The sequence below is a fragment of the Butyrivibrio sp. XB500-5 genome, assembly GCF_003625505.1.
Classification (GTDB): Bacteria; Bacillota; Clostridia; order Lachnospirales; family Lachnospiraceae; genus Butyrivibrio.
The window spans coordinates 309,106-332,027 of sequence record NZ_RAIS01000001.1 but is presented as its reverse complement, the minus strand read 5'-3'; the positions used below and the strand labels follow the sequence as shown (position 1 = coordinate 332,027).

At 42.0% G+C, this 22,922-nt stretch carries 17 protein-coding genes; 16 read left to right on the top strand and 1 reads right to left on the bottom strand.

Annotated features, from left to right (window positions below):
* Positions 1-23 precede the first annotated feature (23 nt).
* The 16 genes from D6856_RS01480 (at position 24) to D6856_RS01405 (ending at position 21,984) form a co-directional block, all read left to right on the top strand.
* Positions 24-2,426, top strand: a complete 2,403-nt coding sequence (locus tag D6856_RS01480; protein ID WP_120685440.1) for an HD-GYP domain-containing protein — start codon at positions 24-26, stop codon at positions 2,424-2,426.
* 40 nt (positions 2,427-2,466) lie between these two features.
* Positions 2,467-3,225 (top strand): response regulator, encoded by a 759-nt coding sequence (locus D6856_RS01475; protein ID WP_120685439.1) that lies wholly within the window; start codon positions 2,467-2,469, stop codon positions 3,223-3,225.
* 32 nt (positions 3,226-3,257) lie between these two features.
* Positions 3,258-4,940, top strand: a complete 1,683-nt coding sequence (locus D6856_RS01470; RefSeq protein ID WP_120685438.1) for a CotH kinase family protein — start codon at positions 3,258-3,260, stop codon at positions 4,938-4,940.
* 16 nt (positions 4,941-4,956) lie between these two features.
* Positions 4,957-6,051, top strand: a complete 1,095-nt coding sequence (locus D6856_RS01465; protein ID WP_158588791.1) for a substrate-binding domain-containing protein — start codon at positions 4,957-4,959, stop codon at positions 6,049-6,051.
* Positions 6,044-7,522, top strand: a complete 1,479-nt coding sequence (locus D6856_RS01460) for a sensor histidine kinase (protein WP_120685436.1) — start codon at positions 6,044-6,046, stop codon at positions 7,520-7,522. The genes D6856_RS01465 and D6856_RS01460 overlap by 8 nt, the downstream gene beginning before the upstream one ends.
* A gap of 49 nt (positions 7,523-7,571) precedes the next feature.
* A complete protein-coding gene (locus D6856_RS01455) occupies positions 7,572-9,167 on the top strand; it encodes a response regulator transcription factor (protein WP_092243786.1) in 1,596 nt (531 codons plus the stop codon).
* 4 nt (positions 9,168-9,171) lie between these two features.
* Positions 9,172-10,254, top strand: a complete 1,083-nt coding sequence (locus D6856_RS01450) for a sugar ABC transporter substrate-binding protein (RefSeq protein WP_242948080.1) — start codon at positions 9,172-9,174, stop codon at positions 10,252-10,254.
* Positions 10,255-10,465: 211 nt separating this feature from the next.
* Positions 10,466-11,620, top strand: a complete 1,155-nt coding sequence (chvE, locus tag D6856_RS01445) for a multiple monosaccharide ABC transporter substrate-binding protein (protein ID WP_120685435.1) — start codon at positions 10,466-10,468, stop codon at positions 11,618-11,620.
* 106 nt (positions 11,621-11,726) lie between these two features.
* Complete coding sequence (gene mmsA / locus D6856_RS01440; protein ID WP_120685434.1) at positions 11,727-13,274, top strand: multiple monosaccharide ABC transporter ATP-binding protein; 1,548 nt, start codon at positions 11,727-11,729, stop codon at positions 13,272-13,274.
* Positions 13,274-14,464: a multiple monosaccharide ABC transporter permease gene (gene mmsB / locus D6856_RS01435; protein ID WP_120685433.1), complete on the top strand. Its 1,191-nt coding sequence runs from the start codon at positions 13,274-13,276 to the stop codon at positions 14,462-14,464. Before mmsA ends, mmsB begins: the two co-directional genes overlap by 1 nt.
* 128 nt (positions 14,465-14,592) lie before the next feature.
* Entirely contained in the window at positions 14,593-16,269 is a 1,677-nt protein-coding gene (locus D6856_RS01430) for a M3 family oligoendopeptidase (RefSeq protein WP_120685432.1), read from the top strand.
* 20 nt (positions 16,270-16,289) lie between these two features.
* A complete protein-coding gene (locus tag D6856_RS01425; protein ID WP_120685431.1) occupies positions 16,290-16,856 on the top strand; it encodes a GNAT family N-acetyltransferase in 567 nt (188 codons plus the stop codon).
* Complete coding sequence (locus D6856_RS01420) at positions 16,841-17,677, top strand: TrmH family RNA methyltransferase (RefSeq protein WP_120685430.1); 837 nt, start codon at positions 16,841-16,843, stop codon at positions 17,675-17,677. Before D6856_RS01425 ends, D6856_RS01420 begins: the two co-directional genes overlap by 16 nt.
* 49 nt (positions 17,678-17,726) lie before the next feature.
* Positions 17,727-19,421 (top strand): phospho-sugar mutase, encoded by a 1,695-nt coding sequence (locus D6856_RS01415; RefSeq protein ID WP_120685429.1) that lies wholly within the window; start codon positions 17,727-17,729, stop codon positions 19,419-19,421.
* Positions 19,422-19,475: 54 nt separating this feature from the next.
* Entirely contained in the window at positions 19,476-20,915 is a 1,440-nt protein-coding gene (locus D6856_RS01410; RefSeq protein ID WP_120685428.1) for a GGDEF domain-containing protein, read from the top strand.
* A 109-nt stretch (positions 20,916-21,024) separates the two neighbouring features.
* Positions 21,025-21,984 (top strand): NAD(P)-dependent oxidoreductase, encoded by a 960-nt coding sequence (locus D6856_RS01405; protein WP_120685427.1) that lies wholly within the window; start codon positions 21,025-21,027, stop codon positions 21,982-21,984.
* A gap of 49 nt (positions 21,985-22,033) precedes the next feature.
* Here the strand turns inward: D6856_RS01405 and D6856_RS01400 are convergent, their stop codons facing one another.
* Positions 22,034-22,843, bottom strand: a complete 810-nt coding sequence (locus D6856_RS01400; protein ID WP_120685426.1) for a hypothetical protein — start codon at positions 22,841-22,843, stop codon at positions 22,034-22,036.
* Positions 22,844-22,922: the final 79 nt, after the last annotated feature.

The following is a 22,922-nucleotide window of genomic DNA, read 5'->3' as shown; positions in this document are numbered from 1 at the left end:
ACGGTAGGGAAAGGAAAACGAGAATGTTGGATACGCTTAAACTATATCAAGTTGATATTATGCTTGCGCTTGCATCCGTATGTGCCATCATAGCTCTTTTTACCTTTATAAGTAAGATCATGTCAAGGCGCAGAAAGATTATTCTTTTGATGATGCAGGTGGGCGCGGCGATATGGCTTGAAGCGGACAGGATTTCCTATTTGTACAAAGGATTGCTTGATACGCATAGTTATTATGCGGTCAGAGTCGGTAATTTCTTTGTCTTTTTCATGACAGTGTTCGTTTTACTTACAATAAACTTTTATCTGGATGATATTTTAAGAAATGAAGGCGATGTACCTAAGATACCGATAACTCTTAAGATTTCTTATGTTTTAGGTGCAATAGCGCTTTTTCTTGTGATCCTATCACAGTTTACGGGACTTTATTATACTTTTGATGAATACAACCTGTACCATAGGTCTTCGTTGTTTTATGTAAGTTATATTTTCCCGTACGCGGTCATGATATTGCAGATCGTCACTCTGTTCATATACAGAAAGAGTATTAAAGGAAAGCTGGCTTTATCGGTATTTCTTTTTGATGCTGTTTGTATTTTTGCATCACTTGCACAGTATTACATCGCAGGCTTCTCGTTTGTTGATATTGCTGCGGTATCGATGGTTGTAGGATTGTATATTTTTGCGCTGCTTGATATGAATGAGAGAGTGGAAAGAGCCAACAAGATTGAGATTGATAACTTAAAAGGAGAACATGAAAGTCTTAGGCGTTTATATGAAAAAACCGCGACGGCGCTTGTGACGGCTATCGATGCGAAAGTTGAATATACCAAAGGACATTCCTTAAGAGTTGCTGAGTATTCAAGGGAAATAGCAAGACTTGCGGGGATGGATGAAAAAGAATGTGATGAGGCATACTTTGCGGGGCTTATGCATGATGTCGGAAAGATCGGAATACCCGATGAGATAATAAAAAAGGATACCGGGCTGACTACGGAAGAAGATAAGTTTTTTAAGCAGCATTCCGAGATAGGTGCGGAATTTCTTTCAAATATAGATGAGTTTCCGTCTCTTTATATCGGCGCTAAGTATCACCATGAAAGATATGACGGTAAGGGATATCCCGAAGGACTGTCAGGGGAGAATATTCCTGTGTATGCCAGAATAGTTGCGGTGGCTGATGAGTATGATTCGATGACATCCAAGAGAAGTAACAGAGAGATCATGCCTCAGAGTACAGTCAGAGAAGAGATCATCAAAAAGGCAGGAACTCAGCTTGATCCGAAATTCTGTGAGATCATGGTTGATATGATCGACCACGATACGGAATATATGATGCGATACAAAGAAAACTATCTTGCATCACGAAACAGCGAAGATCTGGTAACTTCGGGTGAAATGTATTTTAACGAGTACAAGGAGCATATTTCGGAGGGAATACAGATTACCGAAAGTAAAATGGAGATAAAGCTGGACAGCCAGGCAGAGGTGGGATTTGAAGAAGATATTTCGATTCCTACGATAATTCTTTTTGATTCACATGATGCCTGTGTGCATAACGATGACAGAGAGATAAGACTGCTTCAGTATGTAGAGTATGCAGAGATATGGCTTGACGGTCATGTGATCGCTACGCAGGCCAGAGATATACGTGTACAGGAGTTGCCGGCAGATGAAGGATTCGCTGAAGATAAAAAGGGTGTAACGCACTATGAGATCGAAGCTTCAAAATACAGAGATCATGTACGGCTTAAGATTGCCACATCAAAACGTATTTTTGATGTGACCGTAGCGCTTCCGGATGCAATAAGGTACTGTTATCTGGCATTCACCGGAGAGCATTGCCATATCATGAATGCTTCATTTAATGATACGGGGCAGCAGATCGATGAAAAGTATATCCCGAGGATAGTGCAGGAAATAACCTATACCGACAAGATAGAGGGGGATATTCCCAATGTGCAGATAGAGGGGTATAGGAAGGCATATTCAAAAGCAATTCCGGTTATCAACGGAATGAGGATCAAGCTTAGAACAATGAGTCTTCCCACTGCCAATCTTATATGGCACTGTGCTTACATACTCCTGTTTTCATCAGATGACAGACTTCCGGAGGGAAGCGGATATACGGAGCATTGCTGTATCCGTCTTGACGGTGAAGATGCTACGGAAAACAACCTTGCGGACAATGAACTGAGTGTGCACAAAGGAGAAGAATTTAAGGGATGGGATGAATGGAAGAAGCTGAATAAAAAGGGATTTGAATGCACTTTGTCATTTATGAGAAGACGCAACAAGATCACGTTGGAGACCGAAAACTTCGGAATAAATATCAGGTGTACGACAAATGTTCCCAAAGGGAAAGAAGATGTGTATCTGGCGATTACGGGGGACCAATGTGTAATAACAGATATCAGAATTTTATGATATTATTATATATATAATCGTTTATTGCCAAGGAGATCATATGCAAAAGAAACGTATTATGGTTATCGGGGAAAAAGAGACCTTTCTGGTTAAAGTACTCGTACAAAAGATAAATGAATCCGGAATGACCGGCGTTTTTGAGCCTTTTGATGTCAACGCCATCGGAATGGACTGGGAAGGCACCGATCTGGTCACTATTTATATGAATGACGGTGACAGACCGGACGATAGCGTATTACGCTTTTTGATCGACAGGCTTACCGATGAAGACAAGATGATGATACCTATCGGCGAGAAGAATGACATCGTTTTCATTCAAAAGAACGTTCCTCTTGAGCTTATATATAAGTCGATGCTGCGCCCTATCGATAATGTGGAATACATTATGACGGTGAAAGAGCATTTCAATAAGGCTGAGCAGGGCGAATTTAAAAAGACGATATTGGTAGTGGACGATGACCCCAGCTATCTTAATCTTGTAAGAGAGTGGCTGAGGGAAAAATATAAGGTATCTATGGCTAGCTCCGGACTTCAGGCAATAAAGTGGCTTGGCAAGAATAAGGCCGATCTTATCTTGCTTGATCATGAGATGCCGGTAACATCGGGACCTCAGGTCCTTGAGATGCTAAGAAGTGATACGGAGACCAAGAATATACCTGTTATCTTCCTTACGGGAAAGAGCGATAAAGACAGTGTAATGAGTGTCGTTTCACTTAAGCCGGAGGGATATCTTTTAAAAACAATAGATAAAAGAGAGCTTCTTGATAAGCTCGAAGAGTTCTTTATAATGAGTAGATAAGAAAAAAGAAAAATGTTGGGTCGGGGGAACACTTGAAAGCATTAAACATAAAAGTTTTTATTTTTCTTGTTATTTCGCTGCTTCTGCTATCCGTGCCATTTATAGAACATAAAGACAAGGATACGGAGGATAACTTTAGCGCGAGCCTTGATAATGTCGCGGTTTATTACGGAAAGAGAGCTTTTGGCAACGAGATCTGTATGTGCAAAAGCTATGATCTTGATAATGTAGAATCGGGAAAAGATACTGAAAATGACAAGTGGTATCTCTTTTTGCCGTATTCCACGGACACGGTGGGAAGCTATAAATTTAAGCTTCCAAAGGGCACCAATCTGGAAATTGACGGACATATTTATCGTTCGGATTCTGAGATTCCCATTTCGTTACAAGATGCTAAGGTAAGGCTATTGGATCGTCGCAAAAATGTGTTGTGCGAGGGTCTTCTTTCGGTGAGCGTTGCAGATGGCTTAAACTCTGTTTTTCTTACAACCTCAGATGAGGATTCGGAGGCTGTTTTTACTGATAGGTATGCGCTCATAAATGCCGTGATGATAACGACGGATACAAGAGGGCAGCAGGATAAGATGATACACTGCATTACCGGCGGAAGAGGTGGTTCGACCTGGGCTTCTTGTCCCAAGAGACCTCTTAGGATCAATTTACCCGATGATATTGGATTATTCGGTATGTCGCCGTCTTCCAAATATGCGCTTATAGCTAATTATATGGACCCTTCGAATCTAAAAGATGCCATCGTTTACAAGGCAGCAGATATGATCGGTATGAAGTATTCACCGCAGTTTAGGCATGTGAACCTTTATGTGAACGGGGAATATGCCGGACTCTATCTCCTTTCCACAAGGATCAACACAAGAGGCGGAAGCGTTGATTTTGAGCATAATCTTGATGATGCCAATAAGATTGCCAACAGTGTACTTCTGACGGATGTGCCAAAGTCTGAGATTCTGGATGAAAAGACAAGGTATGAGATCAAGTATAGTATTCTTGATAAAAATCCCGAGGATATCACGGGCAGTTACCTTATGGAGTTTGATCTTGAGGGAAGACCTCAGGAAGAGCAGTACGTAAACAGCTGGTTTAATACCGAGAATAAGACCGTTGTGATAAATTCGCCGCAGTATGCGTCAAAAGAGGAGACTTTTTATATCGCGGATTATGTGAGGCAGGTCGAAAAGGCTGTGTACAGCGAGGATGGGATCAATCACGATACGGGGCTTTCTTACAAAGATTATCTCGATGTGGAGAGCTGGAGTACCATGTGTCTTATGCAGGATTTCTTTGCTCTGCAGGATTATTCGGACGGAAGCCTTTTTATGTACAAGCTTGCCGGCGATGACAAGATTTACGGCGGACCGATCTGGGACTATGACAAGTCCATGACTGATGATTTTTATTCGGATAAAAGATTTGCCTATAACGATTGTATCGAGCTTGGCGGCTGGTACGGACAGCTCAGTAAATTTACAGATGTCTCCGAAACATCGAAAGCAGTTTACAGAGACAAGCTTTCACCTGCTCTGGAGGACATTATAGACGATTATCTTCCGAAGGAAATGTCAGCCATTGCTCTTTCTATGAAAATGGATGACATAAGATGGGCCCGTGATGAGGGCGATGAAGAAGATAGAGCCCGGGAAGTGTATACGTGGCTGATGGACAGAAAATTATTTTTTGACAACGTACTGTCAAAGTAATGCTATAATGTATGGTATGGGTAAAAAGCCACTTGGTTTTATAAGAAATAAACTTAATAAATCTAATGTTATTCTCTCACTTACAATTCTTTTTGTGATACTTGTAATTGTCGTGGGTCTTGTTGTGTTTAGGTTCAATATTCTTAAGTACAACGTTCAGACTGATGACAAGGAGTATGACAAGTACTACGTTATGATTACGGATAACTATAAGTCTGACTTCTGGCAGGAGATATATAAGGGGGCTTTTGAAGCAGCCCAGGAGCAGAATATCTATGTGGATCTTTTGGGAGACAATCTTCCCACGCAGTATTCCTGTGAACAGCTTATGAAAATAGCGATAGCGTCCAAGGTTGACGGTATCATGGTCTACGCAAACGAATCGGATAAGATGACGGAACTTATAAACAACGCTGAGGAAGACGGAATCCCTGTTGTTACGCTGTACAGCGACAATGCACATTCCAACAGACTTAGCTTTGTCGGTGTCGGAAGCTACAATATCGGACGAGAATACGGCAAGCAGATCGTCAATATCATGAAGAATAAGGACAATAATGAGTATGACGAAGACGGCACGGTCAAGGGAGTTGCCACGACCGATATAGCCATTTTGGTCAATTCCAATGATCAAGAGACCGGACAGAATGTCCTTATATCTGCCATAAAAGATGCTATTGAACAAGGAAAACCCGAAGGAACCGATTTTTCTTTTTCCATAATAACAATAGACAATACCAACGCATTCTCGGTTGAGGAGTCGATAAGAGATATTTTCCTTGCGGATGATATCCCGGATGTTATAGTGTGCCTTAATGAGCTCAACACGGTCTGTGCATATCAGGCACTGGTTGACTTTAATAAGGTCGGTGAGGCCGATATCCTCGGCTATTATGATGCTGACGCCATAATCAGAGAGATTGAAAAAGGCACTGTCTATGCGACTATCGAGATTGATACTACGCAGCTTGGCCGGTACTGCATAGAAGCGCTTTCCGATTTCTATGCCTTTGGCAATACCAACCAGTACTATACTGCGGACGTTACCCTTATAAACAGGGAAAATGTCGAGCGCTATCTTAAGATGAAGGAGGCGCAGCAGGATGAATAGATTTCTTGATAAGCCTCTTCAGTATAAGATCATAAGCGTTTGTGTGCTCGCCAATATCATTATCTTTGTGGTAAACATCTTTTTGCTACTTGGTATCAACAGTATGTCGGTTGAGATGGAGATGGTTTACCAGGACAACCGTAATCTTAACGAGCTGTCGACTTCACTTACAAAAGTTCAGGATTCGATGACTGAGTATCTAAGCTCCAAGACAACGGATTCACTAACGGGCTATTACAATAATGCTCAGCAATTTGTGATGATGACTGACAGGCTTGACGACAAGATCACCGAGCTTTCGTTCGGAAGAATGGAGAGAAACATCAAGTATATGTCCCAGAACTATCTTGATGAGGTATCAAAGACCATTGAAGCAAAGCGCGGACGTAACGTTGAGGAGTACCGTACATATTATGAGAACGCGACAGAGATGTATGAGTATATCAATAATTACATTACACGTCTTAACCTTGAACTTTTTGTAAATAACTCCAAGCATTATTCGGAACTTAATACGGCGTTCAGACACTATGAGTTTATAAGCTTTATCGTTATCACTTTGGTCATGGCCGGCAATATTCTTATAATCACAAGCTTTGTGAGCACCATGATCATGCCGCTCAGACGCCTTGCCGATTCAGCCAACGGCGTTGCGGAAGGAAACTTCGATACGGAGCTTCCCGAGCTTACTTATAACGATGAGATCGGAACGGTGCTTAATGCCTTCAATAAGATGGTCATCAGTATCAAGCAGTATATCGAAAAGCTCCGCGAGAGTATGGAGAAAGAGAGATATATGCAGGAAAAAGAGCTGATGATGGAATCCCATCTTAAGGATGCGCAGCTTAAATATCTGCAGGCGCAGATCAATCCGCACTTTCTTTTTAACACGCTCAATGCCGGAGCCCAGCTTGCCATGATGGAGGGTGCCGATAAGACCTATGAATATGTTCAGACGGTAGCTGACTTTTTCAGATATAACGTAAACGGCAAGAAGACCGAAGCTACCATAAGAGAAGAGGTTACGCTTGTAGATAACTACATAAGGATCCTCAATGTTCGTTTTTCGGGCGACATAGGTTATGATAAACAGGTGGATGAAAGACTCCTCGATGTTTCGATGCCCAATATGATCTTGCAGCCGATCGTTGAAAATGCCGTAAACCACGGTATCAGAGAGATGGGTGATAAGGGTAAGATCACGCTCAGGGTATACAGAGAGGACAATAGCGTTTGCATCAGCATATTTGATAACGGAAAAGGTATCAGTCAAGAGGATATCGATAAGATAATGAGCGGACGCTGGCAGCACAAGGAGCATCAGTACGACAATAACGGAATCGGAATGGATAATGTTATTTCAAGGCTTCGTCTCTTCACCGATAACAGTAACTCGTTTAATATAGAGAGTAAGGGTGAAAATCAGGGCTGCGAAGTCATAATACGACTTCCTTATATAGAGACACAATGACTACCGCTTCAAGGAGCTGTGTTATAAATTCAAGATACGGAGTTATTCAATGTACAGGATAATGATCGCCGATGACGAGGGTATCGTTATCGATTCAATGAAATTCATAATTGAGAAGGAATTCGGAAGTGACTGCGAGGTACAGTTTGCCAAGACCGGAAGAAGCGTAATAGAGCTTGCCGAGAGATTCAGACCGGATATTGCCGTAATGGACATTCATATGCCCGGTATCAACGGTATCGAAGCAATTAGAGAGATCAAGCGCTTTTCCGCCGGAACTGTTTTTATTGTCATGTCCGCATATGATAAATTCGATTATGCCAAAGAGGCCATAAAGCTCGGTGTACTTGAATATATCAACAAACCCATGGATAAGACCAAGGTTGTTGACGTTCTTAAAAAGGCAATGGCCAAGATCGACGGCGAGAGAGAAAAGAGAAGTAACGAGCTTAAGATAAAAGAAAAGCTCGAGACAATAGAACCTATCCTTGAAAACGGACTTATATACGACATCCTTCTTCAGGAGCACTTTGAAGAGGATTTTGACAACTACAAGACCATTCTCGGAATCGGAGAAAACTACGGCTATATGATGGCTATCGTCTGCGGTGATAAGCAGGAAGGCAATCACATGACCAACGCGATCGGAAGCTCGGTCAAGATATCTACCAGATATCAGGAGATAAGAGATGCGGTAAAAGACTATTTTTCCTGTAAGATAGGAAATGTCATGGCCAATAAGATAGCGGTTCTGATCCCTTTTGATAATTCCAAGATGGAATACAATGAAAGAACCGAGCTTATAGACAGAGCAAGAGAGCTTGCAAGAGGACTTAAGAAGAAAACCGATATCTCTTTCAGAATAGGTATAGGCGGAGTGAAACCTCTTCGCGAACTCGGTGATTCATACAGAGAGGCCCTTAATGCGCTTATCGCGACAACGGGTTCCGTGGCACATGCCGATGACCTTGTAATTGGCTGCGACTACGAGGACGATTATCCGATAGAGCTGGAGAAGCCGATGTTTGATGCGGTAAGTAACGGCGATCTCAATCAGATGCTTGTTACCGCGGAGAAGTATACCGACTGGATGTGTAAAAGAGCCGGAAACGGCGACCTTCAGTCGATGCGTATAAAGGTACTTGAATTTGCGCTTTATGCAGAGCGCCTTTCATTTATGAACGGCGGCCAGACTTATAAATATTCCGCAAGAGACAATTATCTGCCGGAGCTTATGGCTATAGAGACAGCGGATGGTTTAAAAGACTGGTTTATAAATAAACTCTCGGAAGCTTGCAGAAATGTTATAAGTAAAAGAGAAGAAAAGAGTAACGACATCATTAAAAATGCCAAGATATACATCGCCGATAACTTCTCCAAGGAGATATCATTAGATGATGTATCGCGTTTTGTAAATATCTCTCCTTATTACTTCAGTAAGCTGTTTAAGGAAGAGAGCGGACTTAACTTTATCGAATATCTGACAAACATTAGGATTGATAAGGCAAAAGAGCTTCTTCTTAATTCCGACATGTCTATGAAAGAGATATGTGTGGCCTGCGGATATACCGATCCCAATTACTTTAGCAGAAGCTTTAAAAAGAATGTAGGAGTCACACCCACCGAGTACAAGGAGGGAAAATAAAGTAATGATGGTAAGACAAAAAATTGCTAAGAGATCAATATCTTTATTTTTATCCATGTTGCTTGTCTCGGTATGCCTTTTGGGCTGCAATAAAGATGCCGCCGAGAATAAGAGTTCCGGAAGTACAGAGGAAGACAAGATACAGATAGGAATGAGCTTTGATTCTTTTGTTATAGAGAGATGGCAAAGAGACAGAGACGTATTTGTTTCCATGGCCAAGGAGCTTGGCGCGGAAGTTAATGTGCAGAACGCCAACGGTGATATTGAAGAGCAGAAGAAGCAGATAGATTATTTCATCAAAAAAGGAATGGATGCGATAGTTGTCGTATGTATTGATTCCGATTCGCTTCAGGATTCCGTTAAAAAAGCCAAGGATGCCGGAATTGTGGTGGTCGCATATGACAGGCTTATAAATAATGCGAATGTGGACCTCTATATTTCTTTTGACAATGAAAAAGTCGGAAACATGATGGGACAGGCGTTTGTTGACGCGGGACTAAACGACGGAAAGGTTATTATGATATGCGGTTCCCCTTCCGACAATAATGTTCCTCTTGTTGAAAAAGGCTTTAGAGATGTCATGAACGGCAGTAATAACGAGATTATTGATTGCATATATGCAGACGGCTGGAAAGCCGAGATAGCATATGAATATATGTCCGACAATACGGGTATAGTTAACGAAGCAGATGCAATAATGTGCGGCAATGACGATCTTGCGAGCAGAGTCGTGCACGCACTTGCCGAGAGAAGACTTGCGGGTCGAAAGCTCGTGGTAGGTCAGGACGCAGATCTCGAGGCTTGCCAGAGAATAGTGGAAGGTTCGCAGCTTATGACAGTTTATAAGCCGATCGAGAAGTTAGCGAAACAGGCGGCGGTAAGTACTATAGAGCTTGTTCAGACACATGAGCTATCGGATAACGATGTTGATATATCCGAGATAGATGACGGAAGTTTTATCGTTCCGTATCTTAAGATCGAGCCTCAGAGCGTAACGGAAGACAATATCAATGAAGTTATAATCAAGAACGGCTTCCATTCAAAAGAGGACGTATATCGCTTTGTCCCTGACAAAATGCCGCAATAACGCGAGATTAAAATCACACATAGCACAAAATTAATATATCCGACTATGACAGCAATATAATGCTAGCATAGTCGGATTTCTATATTTTTTGATAGTAAAAATTTACAGAACATCATAAATTATTCCTATTTTATTTATGATAGATTGTTATTTGTAAAGAGCAGATATGAATCTGCAAAAAACTATATTTCATAGGGAGGAAATAACAGTTATGAAGAAAAAGATCATTGGCGCACTTCTTTCAGTTGCTATGGTTACTTCAGCACTTGTAGGATGCGGCACAGCTGCAGCACCTGCAACAGAAGCACCCGCAGCAGAGGCACCTGCTGAGACAGCAGAGGAAGCTCCTGCAGCAGAAGCTGAGGCTCCTGCAGAGGCAGCTGCAGCTGGCGGAAAAGTTGGTGTATCAATGCCTACAAAGGATCTCCAGAGATGGAACCAGGACGGTGCTAACATGGAAACACAGCTCAAGGACGCAGGCTATGAGGTTGATGTTCAGTACGCTTCTAACGACGTACCTACACAGGTTTCTCAGATTGAGAACATGATCAGCTCAGGCTGCCAGGTTCTTGTTATCGCTGCTATCGAAGGTGATTCACTCGGAACAGTTCTTCAGCAGGCTAAGGAAGCTAACATTCCTGTTATCGCTTACGATCGTTTGATCATGAACTCTGATGCTGTTACTTACTATGCTACATTCGACAACAAGCTTGTTGGAACAAAGCAGGGTCAGTACATCGAAGAGAAGCTTGATCTTAAGAACCAGGCTGGTCCTTTCAATCTTGAGATCGTAACAGGTGATCCCGGTGACAACAACGCTAGATTCTTCTATGGCGGTGCTATGGAAGTTCTTGAACCTTACATCAAAGAGGGTAAGCTTGTTGTTAAGTCAGGACAGATCGAATTCGAAAATGTTGCTACACAGGGATGGGCTACAGAGAATGCTCAGTCAAGAATGGAAGCTATCATTTCAGCTAACTACGCTGACGGCACAAAGCTTGATGCAGTTCTTTGCTCAAATGACTCTACAGCACTTGGTGTAATCAATGCCCTTAAGGCTAACTACACAGGTGAGTGGCCTATCGTTACAGGACAGGATTGTGATAAGGCCAACGTTAAGCTTATGATCGAGGGCAAGCAGGCTATGTCAATCTTCAAGGATACTCGTGATCTTGCAGCTCAGACTGTAAAGATGGTTGATGCTATCATGAAGGGCGGCGAGGCTCCTGTAAATGATACTGATTCTTATGACAACGGAACAGGTAAGATTCCTTCATACCTTTGCGAGCCCGTATTCGCTGATAAGGACAGCTATAAGAAGCTTCTTATCGACTCAGGATACTACACAGAGGATGATCTTAAGTAATTGATTTAAACAAAACAATATAAACAGGGGGGCGGGCCTTATAAGACCCGCCTCTTTATAGGAAAAAAATGACTAATCTTAATTTATTTAATAAGGAGGGGTAAACTTGGCGAAGATATTATTGGAAATGAAGAATATCACCAAAACCTTCCCCGGTGTGAAAGCCTTGGATAATGTAAATCTTCAGGTTGAAGAGGGCGAAATTCACGCGCTGGTAGGTGAAAATGGCGCTGGTAAATCTACACTGATGAACGTGCTTAGTGGAATTTATCCTTACGGATCCTATGAAGGTGATATCATATATGACTCCGAGGTTTGCAAATTCGAAGATATAAAGAACAGTGAAGAAAAAGGAATAGTTATCATTCATCAGGAACTTGCACTTATTCCTTATCTTACAATAGCTGAAAACATGTTCCTTGGTAATGAGAGAGGTAATTCTTTCAAGATCGATTGGAACGAAACAAACGCTTTAGCTCGTAAATATCTGGATATTGTCGGACTTAAGGACAGTACTCAGACACTGATTAAGGATATTGGTGTTGGTAAACAGCAGCTTGTTGAGATTGCGAAGGCTCTTTCAAAGAACGCAAGACTTCTTATTCTCGATGAGCCCACATCATCACTTAATGAGAGTGATTCTAAGGCACTTCTTGATCTTATGCTCAAGCTTAAGAAGGAACAGGGCCTTACATCTATCATCATTTCTCATAAGCTTAACGAGATTTCTTATGTTGCCGATAAGATTACGGTTATCCGTGACGGTTCAACTATTGAGACTCTTACAAAGGGTGTTGATGACATCTCTGAGGCTAGGATCATTAAGGGAATGGTTGGTCGTGAACTTTCAGACAGATTCCCCAAGAGAGAACCTCATATCGGCGAAGTAATGATGGAAGTTAAGAATTGGAATGTTTACCATCCTTTATATACTGATAAGAAGATAGTAAAGAATGTCAATCTTAACGTCAGAAAAGGTGAGGTACTCGGCATTTCCGGACTTATGGGTGCCGGAAGAACAGAACTTGCCATGAGTATTTTCGGAAGAAGCTACGGAGAGAATATTTCCGGTCAGCTCTTTATTAACGGCAAGGAAGTTCACCTTAAATCGGTTAAAGATGCCATTAAACATAAGCTTGCTTATGTTACTGAGGATCGTAAAGGAAACGGACTTATTCTTACCAATCCCATCAAGATAAATACAACACTTGCAAATCTTGAGGAAGTAAGTAATCGTTCCGTTATTGATAAGGATAAAGAATTCTCTGTTGCGGTTGAGTATAAGGATAAGCTTAAAACAAAATGTCCTACCGTAGAACAGAATGTAGGAAACCTTAGTGGTGGTAACCAGCAGAAGGTTCTTCTTGCAAAGTGGATGTTTGCTAATCCTGACATTCTTATCCTCGATGAGCCTACAAGAGGTATCGACGTAGGTGCTAAATATGAAATTTACTGTATTATCAACCAGCTCGTTGCGGAAGGTAAATCAGTTATCATGATTTCTTCTGAGCTTCCTGAAATTCTTGGCATGTGTGACAGAATATATGTTATGAATGAAGGCCAGATGGTAGGAGAGCTTGATGGTAAAGACGCTACTCAGGAAAAAATTATGACTTATATCTTGCAGTCATCCGGAAATAAGGAGGTTAAATAATGAGCGGACAGCAAATTCTTGGATTTTTAAAAAAATATACAATGATCTTTGTATTGATCATAGTAGTAGCATTCTTTTCATGGAGAACAGGCGGAGCGCTTCTTCTTCCCATGAACGTTAGTAACTTGATTTCACAGAACGCATACGTATTTATTCTTGCAACAGGTATGCTTCTTTGTATCTTGACCGGTGGTAACATCGATCTTTCGGTTGGATCGGTTGTATGTTTCGTTGGTGCCGTTGGTGCAACACTTATGGTTAACAAGGGTGTTCCCGTTTGGCTTACGATCATCATCATGATCTTGGTTGGTACAGCAATCGGTGCATTCCAGGGCTTCTGGATCGCGTTTGTAAGAATTCCTCCTTTCATCGTAACACTTGCAGGTATGCTTGCATTCAGAGGACTTTCAAACGTAGTACTTAACGGTCTTACAGTATCAATTACCAATAAGACTATATTCGTTAACCTCTTCGGTGGCGGAGCTGACTGCTATATTCACGATGTATTCGGAAACGGAACACTTAACCTCACATGTCTTCTCGGCGGTCTTGTAGCTGCTACAGTATACGTACTTACACAGTTCGGATCACGCATCAAGAAAAAGACCAAGAATTATGAGGTTGAGGCACTTTGGATCTTTGTTGGTAAGCTTGTTGCAATTGTAGCCGTTATCATGGCATTTGCTTATAAGCTCGCTCAGCACAAGGGTATTCCTACAGTTCTTATCTGGGTTCTTGCAGTTATTATCGTATATGCTTACATCACAGGTAACACAACAATCGGTCGTCACTTCTATGCGGTAGGTGGCAACGAGAAGGCTACAAAGCTTTCAGGTATCAATACTGACAAGGTTTACTTCCTTGCTTATACAAACATGGGATTCCTTGCAGCACTTGCAGCTATGGTTACAATCGCAAGACTTACATCCGCTCAGCCTACATACGGTCAGAACTACGAGATGGATGCTATCGGTTCCTGCTTCATCGGTGGAGCATCTGCTTACGGCGGAATCGGAACAGTTCCCGGGGTTATTATCGGTGCGGTTCTTATGGGTGTTATTAACCTTGGTATGTCACTTATGGGTGTCGATGCCAACATGCAGAAGGTGGTTAAAGGTCTCGTTCTTCTTGCAGCCGTTATCTTCGACGTTGTTTCAAAGCGTGGCGGTAAGCTTTTCGCAAAGAACTGATTTTTTAGAGAAAAAGGTTAATCTTATAGGGGTATATGGTTACAATATGGGAGCGCCTGTTAACGCAGGCGCTCCTCTTTTTTTGTGTTATAATGGAACGAAAGAAATGAAAGTAGGATTTAATTATTATGAAATTTTCAGAGTTTCCTTATGAGCGTCTTGATATGGATAAGGTAAAAGCTTTCTTTGAAGAGCTTATCCGAGACAGCAAGAACGCCAAGAGCGGCGAGGAGCAGTTTGACCTCCACATGAAGTACTATAAGATGAGAGGAGAGATCTGGTCCAATTTCGTTATCGGTAGATTCCGTTATGATATCGATACCACAGATAAGTACTACGAAGAAGAAAAAGAGTATATTGATGAGATTTCCCCTATTGTTGCACAGCTTCAAAATGATTACCTCAAGGTGGTATATAAGTCACCATACAGAGCTTATCTTGAAGAAAAGATAAGTAAGGTTGCATTTAAGAACATGGAGCTTGCCAACAAGTCCATAAACGATAAGATACTTCCCCTTATGCAGGAGGAAAACGCACTTATCGCCAAGTATGACAAGATAATCGCATCCGCCAAGATTCCTTTTGACGGTGAGATCTACAATATTTCCCTTCTTTATAAGAAGATGACCGACAATGACAGAGACGTTAGAAAGAGAGCGTGGAAGGCTCTTTCCGACTTCTTTTTATCGGTTACGGATGAGATCGATGATATATTCGATAAGCTTGTAAAAAATAGAACAGAGCAGGCTAAAGAACTTGGCTATGATTCTTATGTTGAGCTTGGCTACAATCGTATGAACAGAAATTCATACAGAAGAGCCGAGGTTGAGAATTTCAGAAAGCAGGTCAAAGAGTCTTTTGTTCCTTTTGTTACAGGTATGCAGGAAGAAAGAAGAAAGCTGATCGGCGTAGATGAGCTTAAATACTACGATGATGATATGTATTTTAAAAATGGAAATCCCGCACCGATCGGAACTCCCGAAGAGATACTTAAGTCCGGACAGGAGATGTATTCTGAGCTTTCACCCGAGACCAAAGAGTTTTTTGATTTTATGGTGAAGAGCGAACTATTTGATGTACTCGGAAGAAAGACCAAGAAGCAGGGCGGATATATGGAGTTTATTCCAAAGTACAAGGCTCCCATTATTTTCGCCAATTTTAACGGAACAAGCGGCGATGTTGATGTTATCACACATGAATGCGGACACGCTTTCCAAGGTTATATCACGAGAGATGAAGAAATTCTTGAGAAAAACGATATTACCATGGAGACTGCTGAGATCCACTCTATGTCCATGGAGTACTTTACTTACGGCTGGATGGATAAGTTCTTTGGAGAAAGAGCGGGTGATTATCGCAAGATGCATATGGCTGATGCCATCACATTTATTCCGTACGGATGTATGGTTGATGAATTCCAGCATATCGTTTACGACAATCCGGATATGACGCCTCTTGATAGAAAGAACGCATGGAAAGAGTTGGAAAAGACCTACAGACCTTGGCTTGATTTCGATGGTGATCCGTTCTTTGACGGAGGTGGTTATTGGCAGAGACAGGGACATATTTTCTGGAATCCTTTTTATTACATTGATTATGTTCTTGCGAGCGTTGTCGCTATGCAGTTTAAAGTTTGGATGGATAAGGATTTCAAGGAGGCTTGGGAGCATTATCTTGAGCTTTGTAAGTTATCCGCCAAGGACTTCTATGAGAATGAGCTTGCTGCCGTAGGCTTAAAGAGCCCCTTTAAGGATGGCACAATAGCTGAGCTTTCTGATGAAATGAGCAGAAAGGTTTTTAAATAAAATAGGGATTGGTAAAAGAAATGACTATAGAGAAAGTTTCGGAAGAAGACGTGTCGCAGCTTTTGTCAATTTATGCTCCTTATGTGGAGAAAACCGCGATCTCTTTTGAATACGAGATTCCTTCACTTGAGGAATTTAGAGGACGAATAAGAGATATTTCGTCAAAGTTTCCCTACATCAAGGCTGTCATAGACGGAGAGATCGTAGGATACGCATATGCGACTACTTTTAAGGGAAGAAAGGCGTATGATTGGTCCGTTGAAACGACCGTATATGTCAGAGAAGATTGTAAAAGAGGCGGCGTTGGAAGAAAGCTGTACGATGTCCTTGAAAAGTCATTAAAGGATATGGGCATTCTTAATGTAAATGCCTGCATTGCTTATCTTGACGGCGACAGAACAGATGACAATCTTACCAATGACAGCTGTAGATTTCATGAGAAGATGGGCTACAGGATAGTCGGCATTTTTCATGACAGCGGTTACAAATTCGGCAAATGGTATGACATGATATGGATGGAGAAGATGCTGGGAGAGCATAATGATAAACCCGGTGCCGTTAGGTTTGGAGAATGGGATATAGACTGATAAACGTAAGTGATCTTAATAGTGACGAATTAAAGATATATCATGAACTTTCCGAGAACCGGCTGAGTCGTATCTATGAGCCAAAGCTTGGACTGTTTATCGCAGAGACTGCCAAGGTTATAGAAAGAGCAATGGATGCGGGGTATGAACCTGCATCCATTCTTGTCTTAGATACGGAGCTTGATAAAGAGGCACGAGAGGTTCTTTCTCGATGTGAGAATGAGGAAAGATTTAAAGATACAGATATTCCGGTGTACGTTGCGGGTGAGGAAATTCTGGAATCCATCACGGGTTTTCATCTTACAAGAGGTCTTTTGTGTGCGATGAAAAGAAGGGAGCTTCCTTCCGTGGAGGAGATATGCAAGAATGCGAAGAGGATAGCAGTTCTTGAAAATGTGACCAATCCCACCAATGTCGGGGCGATAGTAAGAAACGCTGCGGCTCTTAACATGGATGCGATCCTTTTTACATCGGGCTGCGCCGATCCATTGTACAGAAGAGCTGCGAGAGTGGCAATGGGAACGATATTCGGCATTCCCTGGACCTATATTCCCAAGGATAAGCCTGTCAGTGATCTGAAAAATTATGGCTTTAAAACAGTGGCGTTGGCGCTCAGGGATGATACAACAGATCTTGGCGACGAAGAGCTGTACAACGAAGATAAGCTTGCAATTCTCCTTGGTTCTGAGGGGTATGGTCTCTTACCGGAAACTATACGGGATAGCGATTACTGCGTAAAGATACCTATGAGCCACAATGTTGACTCGCTGAATGTAGCGGCCTGCAGTGCAGTGGTTTTTTGGCGGTTTGGAAAAAGATGATTTATTAACTAAAAAATGATAAAATATTGATATATGCGGAGGTTAATCTATGGATTATATTACGAGATATAATGAATGGCTTACAAATCTTAAGGACGACGATCCGTTAAAGGCAGAGCTCCTTGGAATCAAGGGAGATGACAAGGAGATCGAGGACAGATTCTATCAGGATCTGTCGTTTGGTACTGCGGGACTTAGAGGGAAAGTGGGCGCAGGTACCAACAGAATGAATTTCCTTACAGTCGGCAAGGCTTCTCAGGGTGTTGCCGCATACATTGTATCAAAGGGCAAGGAAGCAATGGACAAGGGTATCGTGATAGCGCACGATCCCAGACATTTTTCAAAAGAATTTTCTATGTTCGCGGCAGGTATCTTCGCGGCAAACGGTATTAAGGTATATACATTCCCGGATCTTCGCCCGACACCTGAGCTTGCTTTCATGATAAGAAGGCTCGGAACAACGTCGGGAATCAATATCACAGCTTCTCACAATCCCAAGGAATATAACGGCTATAAGGCATATTGGGACGACGGATGTCAGGTTTCATCCGATGTTGCTGACGGAATGACGGAAGAGATCAATAAAGTTGATATCTGGACGGGAATCAAGACATCTGATTTTGATGAGGGTGTGAAGTCCGGCATGATCACGGTTCTTTCCGCAGATTATGACAGAGAGTATCTTGATAAGATTGAGGGAATGGCGATTCACGAGGGTGATGAGCTTGATCTTGGTATTCCTCTTGTTTATACGCCTCTTAACGGCTGTGGTTCCATTCCTTTCAGGCAGATGCTTACTGACAGAGGCTTTACAAACTGGAAGATCGTTCCGGAGCAGGAAAATCCGGATCCCGATTTTACAACGGTCGGATATCCCAATCCCGAGGATCCCAAAGCATTTAAATTAAGCGAACAGTACGGAAGAGAGTTTGGGGCAGAACTTCTTATGGCTACCGATCCCGATGCGGACAGATTTGCTATTGAGATACGTGATGACAACGGCAACTATATTCCTCTTAACGGCAATCAGACGGGATATCTTCTTGTAAATTATGTTCTTGAGGGACACAAGTCCGCCGGAACATTACCCGAAAAGGGTGCCATGGTAAAGTCGATCGTTACATCGACTCTTTCAACTATAATGGCGAGCGCTTACGGCGTAGAGATGTTTGAGACCTTAACGGGCTTTAAAAATATCTGCGGCAAGATACCTTATCTTCACGAAAACGGATACACATATCTCTTTGGATATGAGGAGTCCGTAGGATATGCGGTATGCGAGGATATCCGTGATAAGGACGGAATCTCTGCGGGTATGCTTGTTGCCGAGGCGGCTGCATATTACAGAAAGCAGGGAAAGACTCTTTGGGACGTTCTTCAGGAGATTTATGCAAAGTACGGATTCTTTGCCGAGGATGAACCCAATATCGTACTTGAGGGTATTCCGGGAGCTCAGAGAATACAGCGCATGATGAAGTGGTTTAGAGAGAATATACCTTCAGAGGTTGCGGGGGCAAAGACTGAGAAGGTAATTGATTATATTAATGGCTATGAGGATATACCGCCTCAGAACGCTATCAGGATCTTCCTTGATAACGGTTCCTGGTTTGCAATAAGACCGAGCGGAACAGAGCCTAAGATCAAGTTTTATTTCTATTCAAACAGAAACTCAAGAGAGAATGCTCTTTTGACCAATAAACAGATAAAAGAAGAAATTTTCGGACTTATCAATTCAGTAGAGTAATTTATTTACATAGGGCTATTGTAGTTTTTATTCAGCATATTTTATGAGGGTAAAATGATGAAGAAAAATTATGAGAATTCGCTTAAGTTCCACATTATTCTGGTATGCATGTTGATCATTGTGTTCCTGTGTCTGGTGCTGAGTGTTGTCAGCTTCTATATCTTCAGGACGAGTATGATGGATATGTATACGAAGAGACTTGAAGATGTTGTTAATCTTACGATTGACAGGATTGATGCCGAGGATCTTGATAAATGTATCGAGACTAAACAAAAGTCCGAGAAATTTGAAGAGATGACGGTGTTCCTTGAGCAGGAGCGTAAATGGTCGAGACTCGATTATATCGTTCTTACCAAGGCTGTTAAGGTTGATGACAAGTATGATCTGATGCAGGTTGTGTCGGGACTTAGCGAAGGAGAAAAGACGGGAGCCGATCTTAATCCCGATATTCCGATGCCCGACCTTGGCGATCTTATCGGACAGTTTTTTAACCCCGACGATCTGCCGCGCCTTTATGAAGAACAAAATACACTTAAAGAACCAATATATAAGATTGAGCACAGTGATTTCGGTGATGAGTACGGAGCAGAAGCAATCATAAGAACTTCTGACGGTAAGCCTGTTGCAATCCTTTCAACGGGTGTCAGCCTTGCCGAAGTTGATCAGGCATTAAAAGAGTATGTCATGGTCATAGCTCTTTTCGCCCTCATACTTGCTATAATATTTGCGGCTATCATGGTATTCTGGCTGCAGAGAAGAGTTATCGATCCTCTTCAGAAAATCGAGAAGAGTGCTTCCGATTTTGCAAAGAGAAGCCATTTACAAAAGGATCCTTCAATGCTTGTGCTTGAAGATCCCGGAATTCACACGGGTGACGAGCTTGAGTCCTTGTCCGATACGATAGTCAGCATGTCAAAAGATATGCAGAACTATGTTGAAGAGATCATTGTTTCGGCAAATAAGATTGACAATATGGCACTCGAGATGACCAAGGTTAATGACTTTGCGCTCCGAGATGCCCTTACGGGAGTTAAGAATAAGGCTGCTTATGACAAGACCGAGGTACGACTTAATTCCGATATTATTACTCAGACAGCCAAGTTCGGCATGATAATGGTTGATATTAATTATCTTAAGCGAATCAACGATACCTTCGGACATGAGTGCGGAGATCTTTATATCAAGAATATGTGTAAGCTTATCTGCGATACATTCGAACATTCACCCGTTTTCCGTATCGGCGGAGATGAGTTCGTTGTTCTTCTTGAGAACAGAGATTTTGAGCACCGAGATATGCTTATAGCCAAGATGAAATCCAGAATGGAAGAGCTTCAAAACGACAAGGAACTTCAACCTTGGGAGAGAATCTCCGCTGCGATCGGTGTTGCTATTTATGATGATAATATCGATGAGACGGCATACTCCGTGCTTAAGAGAGCAGACCGTGAGATGTATGAGAATAAGAAACAGATGAAGGCTGTTCGTCAGAGATAGATCAAAAAATAATAAGTCATCGCCTGAGAGATGTGATAGAATGTCTTTCAGGCGATATTTTTGAAAGAGTCCGGGCGGCTCTTTTATTTTATGAAAACGGAGAATTATTATGAAAGTAGTAGTAGCAGATATTGACAGCGTAGGCTCAGACATGGATTACAGCCTATATGACGATCTTGGAGAGGTGACATATTATCCCGATAAGATCACCGATGATAACGCGGCGGAAAGGCTTAAGGATGCGGAAGTACTTATGATAAATAAGAGTGCGATATCCGATGTGATCCTGGATGCTGCTCCCAATTTAAAGCTTATATGCGAGTTTGCGACGGGCTTTGACAATGCCAATATTGAGGCATGCAACAGACATGGAGTAAAGGTTGCCAATGTAGTTAATTATTCAACGGCATCGGTAGCGCAGCATACATTTGCACTTCTTTTTTATCTTATGGAGAATAGCCGTCACTATGATGAATTTGTAAAGAGCGGAGGATATGCCAATCAGCCTCATTTTTGTTGCCTGGATATTCCGTTTGAAGAGCTTGACGGAAAGACATACGGAATCGTGGGAATGGGTAATATCGGAAGAAAGGTAGCTCAGATCGCTACGGCTTTCGGCGCCAATGTTATCTTTTACTCGGCTTCGGGAAACAGCACTTGTACCGAGTATGAGAGAGTTGAGTTTGACGAGCTTTTAAAGAGATGCGATGTGATCTCGATTCATTGTCCTCTTACAGAGAGGACCAGAGAGCTGTTTAATAAAGATGCGTTTGAAAGAATGAAGGAAACAGCGATACTTATAAACGTTGCCAGAGGCGCGGTCGTAAACGAAAAAGATCTCGCCGATGCTCTTAAAGAGGGTAAGATTAAGGCTGCAGGTCTTGATGTGCTTAATCCTGAACCTATGGCAAAGAATTCGCCCCTTCTTGAGATTAAGGACAGTGGGAAGCTCTTTGTGACACCTCATATGGCATGGGGCAGCACAGAAGCGAGAAAGAGATGTCTAACGGAAGTAAAAAAGAATGTTCTTGCGTTTATGAACGGAGAATCAAGAAACATAGTAAATTAAAAAAGCGGTCGCGGCTATATTGTCATAGTCGCGACCGTTTCAATATTTTTTAGTTATCACTTGATTCTGTTTCGGCTTCATCGGGAGCAGCGGAACTTGCTTCCTCGGCGGAACTGGCTTCTTCGGATGAATTGTCGCCTGCCGGTGCGGTTTCCGTTGCAGCTTCCGTCTTACCGTTTACCGAACTGTCAAAAGACGAAACACTGGTTACGTTCCAGGAATCGGTTTCTGTATTCTTCTCAAGAGAAAGAACAATTGCATATGTCTCAGGCTTAGCTTCCGAGATTATCTTGTTATATGTATCAACTACAATCTGAATTCTCTTTTGATATAACTGTGCTTCGGCTTCTTCTTTACCAAGGTCTTCGTACATTTTGGAGATTTCCTCATCGTGCTCTGCGTGATAATTCTCAGCAGCTTCCTTGATCTTGGCGGTTGTCTCGTCGCTTCCGAAGATATTTACCGGAAACTCGGTATTTATCTTAACTATCGCATTAGCGGTATTTTTCTTATCTATACTTACTTTGGTAATTTCATAGCCGGTGACCATTCCGGATATCTTGGAATATAGCTCATTAAGAAGGGTAGAAGTCTCAGAATCAAGTTCCTCCGTCTCGAGCCCCTGCTTGAACTGTTCGATCAGATATTCAGAATCGAAAGTCTTTACGAACTCGCCGCTTGTAACTTCCTTGGTGGCGTACTGTTCGATATTATCATTGGTACCGCTCTTTACAATATCAAGGAATGCGGTTACTGTCTCCTTGGCAGCCGTTCTTTCCTGTGATGCGCAGCCTAAGAGCGCAGTTGTACTGAGAGTTAATACGATGGCTAAAGAGCCTATTTTTTTACATATATTCATGAACGGAAGTCTCCTATATCTACTATAATTATTATTACGGATTAATTAACACAGAAATTAGTATAGCATATATAAGCAA

What these genes read in the sequence shown, in the direction of transcription:
- D6856_RS01480 (WP_120685440.1), top strand. Translation starts at nt 24, where the DNA reads ATGTTGGATACGCTTAAACTATATCAAGTTGATATTATGCTTGCGCTT.
- D6856_RS01475 (WP_120685439.1), top strand. Translation starts at nt 2,467, where the DNA reads ATGCAAAAGAAACGTATTATGGTTATCGGGGAAAAAGAGACCTTTCTG.
- D6856_RS01465 (WP_158588791.1), top strand. Translation starts at nt 4,957, where the DNA reads ATGGGTAAAAAGCCACTTGGTTTTATAAGAAATAAACTTAATAAATCT.
- D6856_RS01460 (WP_120685436.1), top strand. Translation starts at nt 6,044, where the DNA reads ATGAATAGATTTCTTGATAAGCCTCTTCAGTATAAGATCATAAGCGTT.
- D6856_RS01455 (WP_092243786.1), top strand. Translation starts at nt 7,572, where the DNA reads ATGTACAGGATAATGATCGCCGATGACGAGGGTATCGTTATCGATTCA.
- D6856_RS01450 (WP_242948080.1), top strand. Translation starts at nt 9,172, where the DNA reads ATGATGGTAAGACAAAAAATTGCTAAGAGATCAATATCTTTATTTTTA.
- chvE (WP_120685435.1), top strand. Translation starts at nt 10,466, where the DNA reads ATGAAGAAAAAGATCATTGGCGCACTTCTTTCAGTTGCTATGGTTACT.
- mmsB (WP_120685433.1), top strand. Translation starts at nt 13,274, where the DNA reads ATGAGCGGACAGCAAATTCTTGGATTTTTAAAAAAATATACAATGATC.
- D6856_RS01430 (WP_120685432.1), top strand. Translation starts at nt 14,593, where the DNA reads ATGAAATTTTCAGAGTTTCCTTATGAGCGTCTTGATATGGATAAGGTA.
- D6856_RS01425 (WP_120685431.1), top strand. Translation starts at nt 16,290, where the DNA reads ATGACTATAGAGAAAGTTTCGGAAGAAGACGTGTCGCAGCTTTTGTCA.
- D6856_RS01420 (WP_120685430.1), top strand. Translation starts at nt 16,841, where the DNA reads ATGGGATATAGACTGATAAACGTAAGTGATCTTAATAGTGACGAATTA.
- D6856_RS01415 (WP_120685429.1), top strand. Translation starts at nt 17,727, where the DNA reads ATGGATTATATTACGAGATATAATGAATGGCTTACAAATCTTAAGGAC.
- D6856_RS01410 (WP_120685428.1), top strand. Translation starts at nt 19,476, where the DNA reads ATGATGAAGAAAAATTATGAGAATTCGCTTAAGTTCCACATTATTCTG.
- D6856_RS01405 (WP_120685427.1), top strand. Translation starts at nt 21,025, where the DNA reads ATGAAAGTAGTAGTAGCAGATATTGACAGCGTAGGCTCAGACATGGAT.
- D6856_RS01400 (WP_120685426.1), bottom strand. Translation starts at nt 22,843, where the DNA reads ATGAATATATGTAAAAAAATAGGCTCTTTAGCCATCGTATTAACTCTC.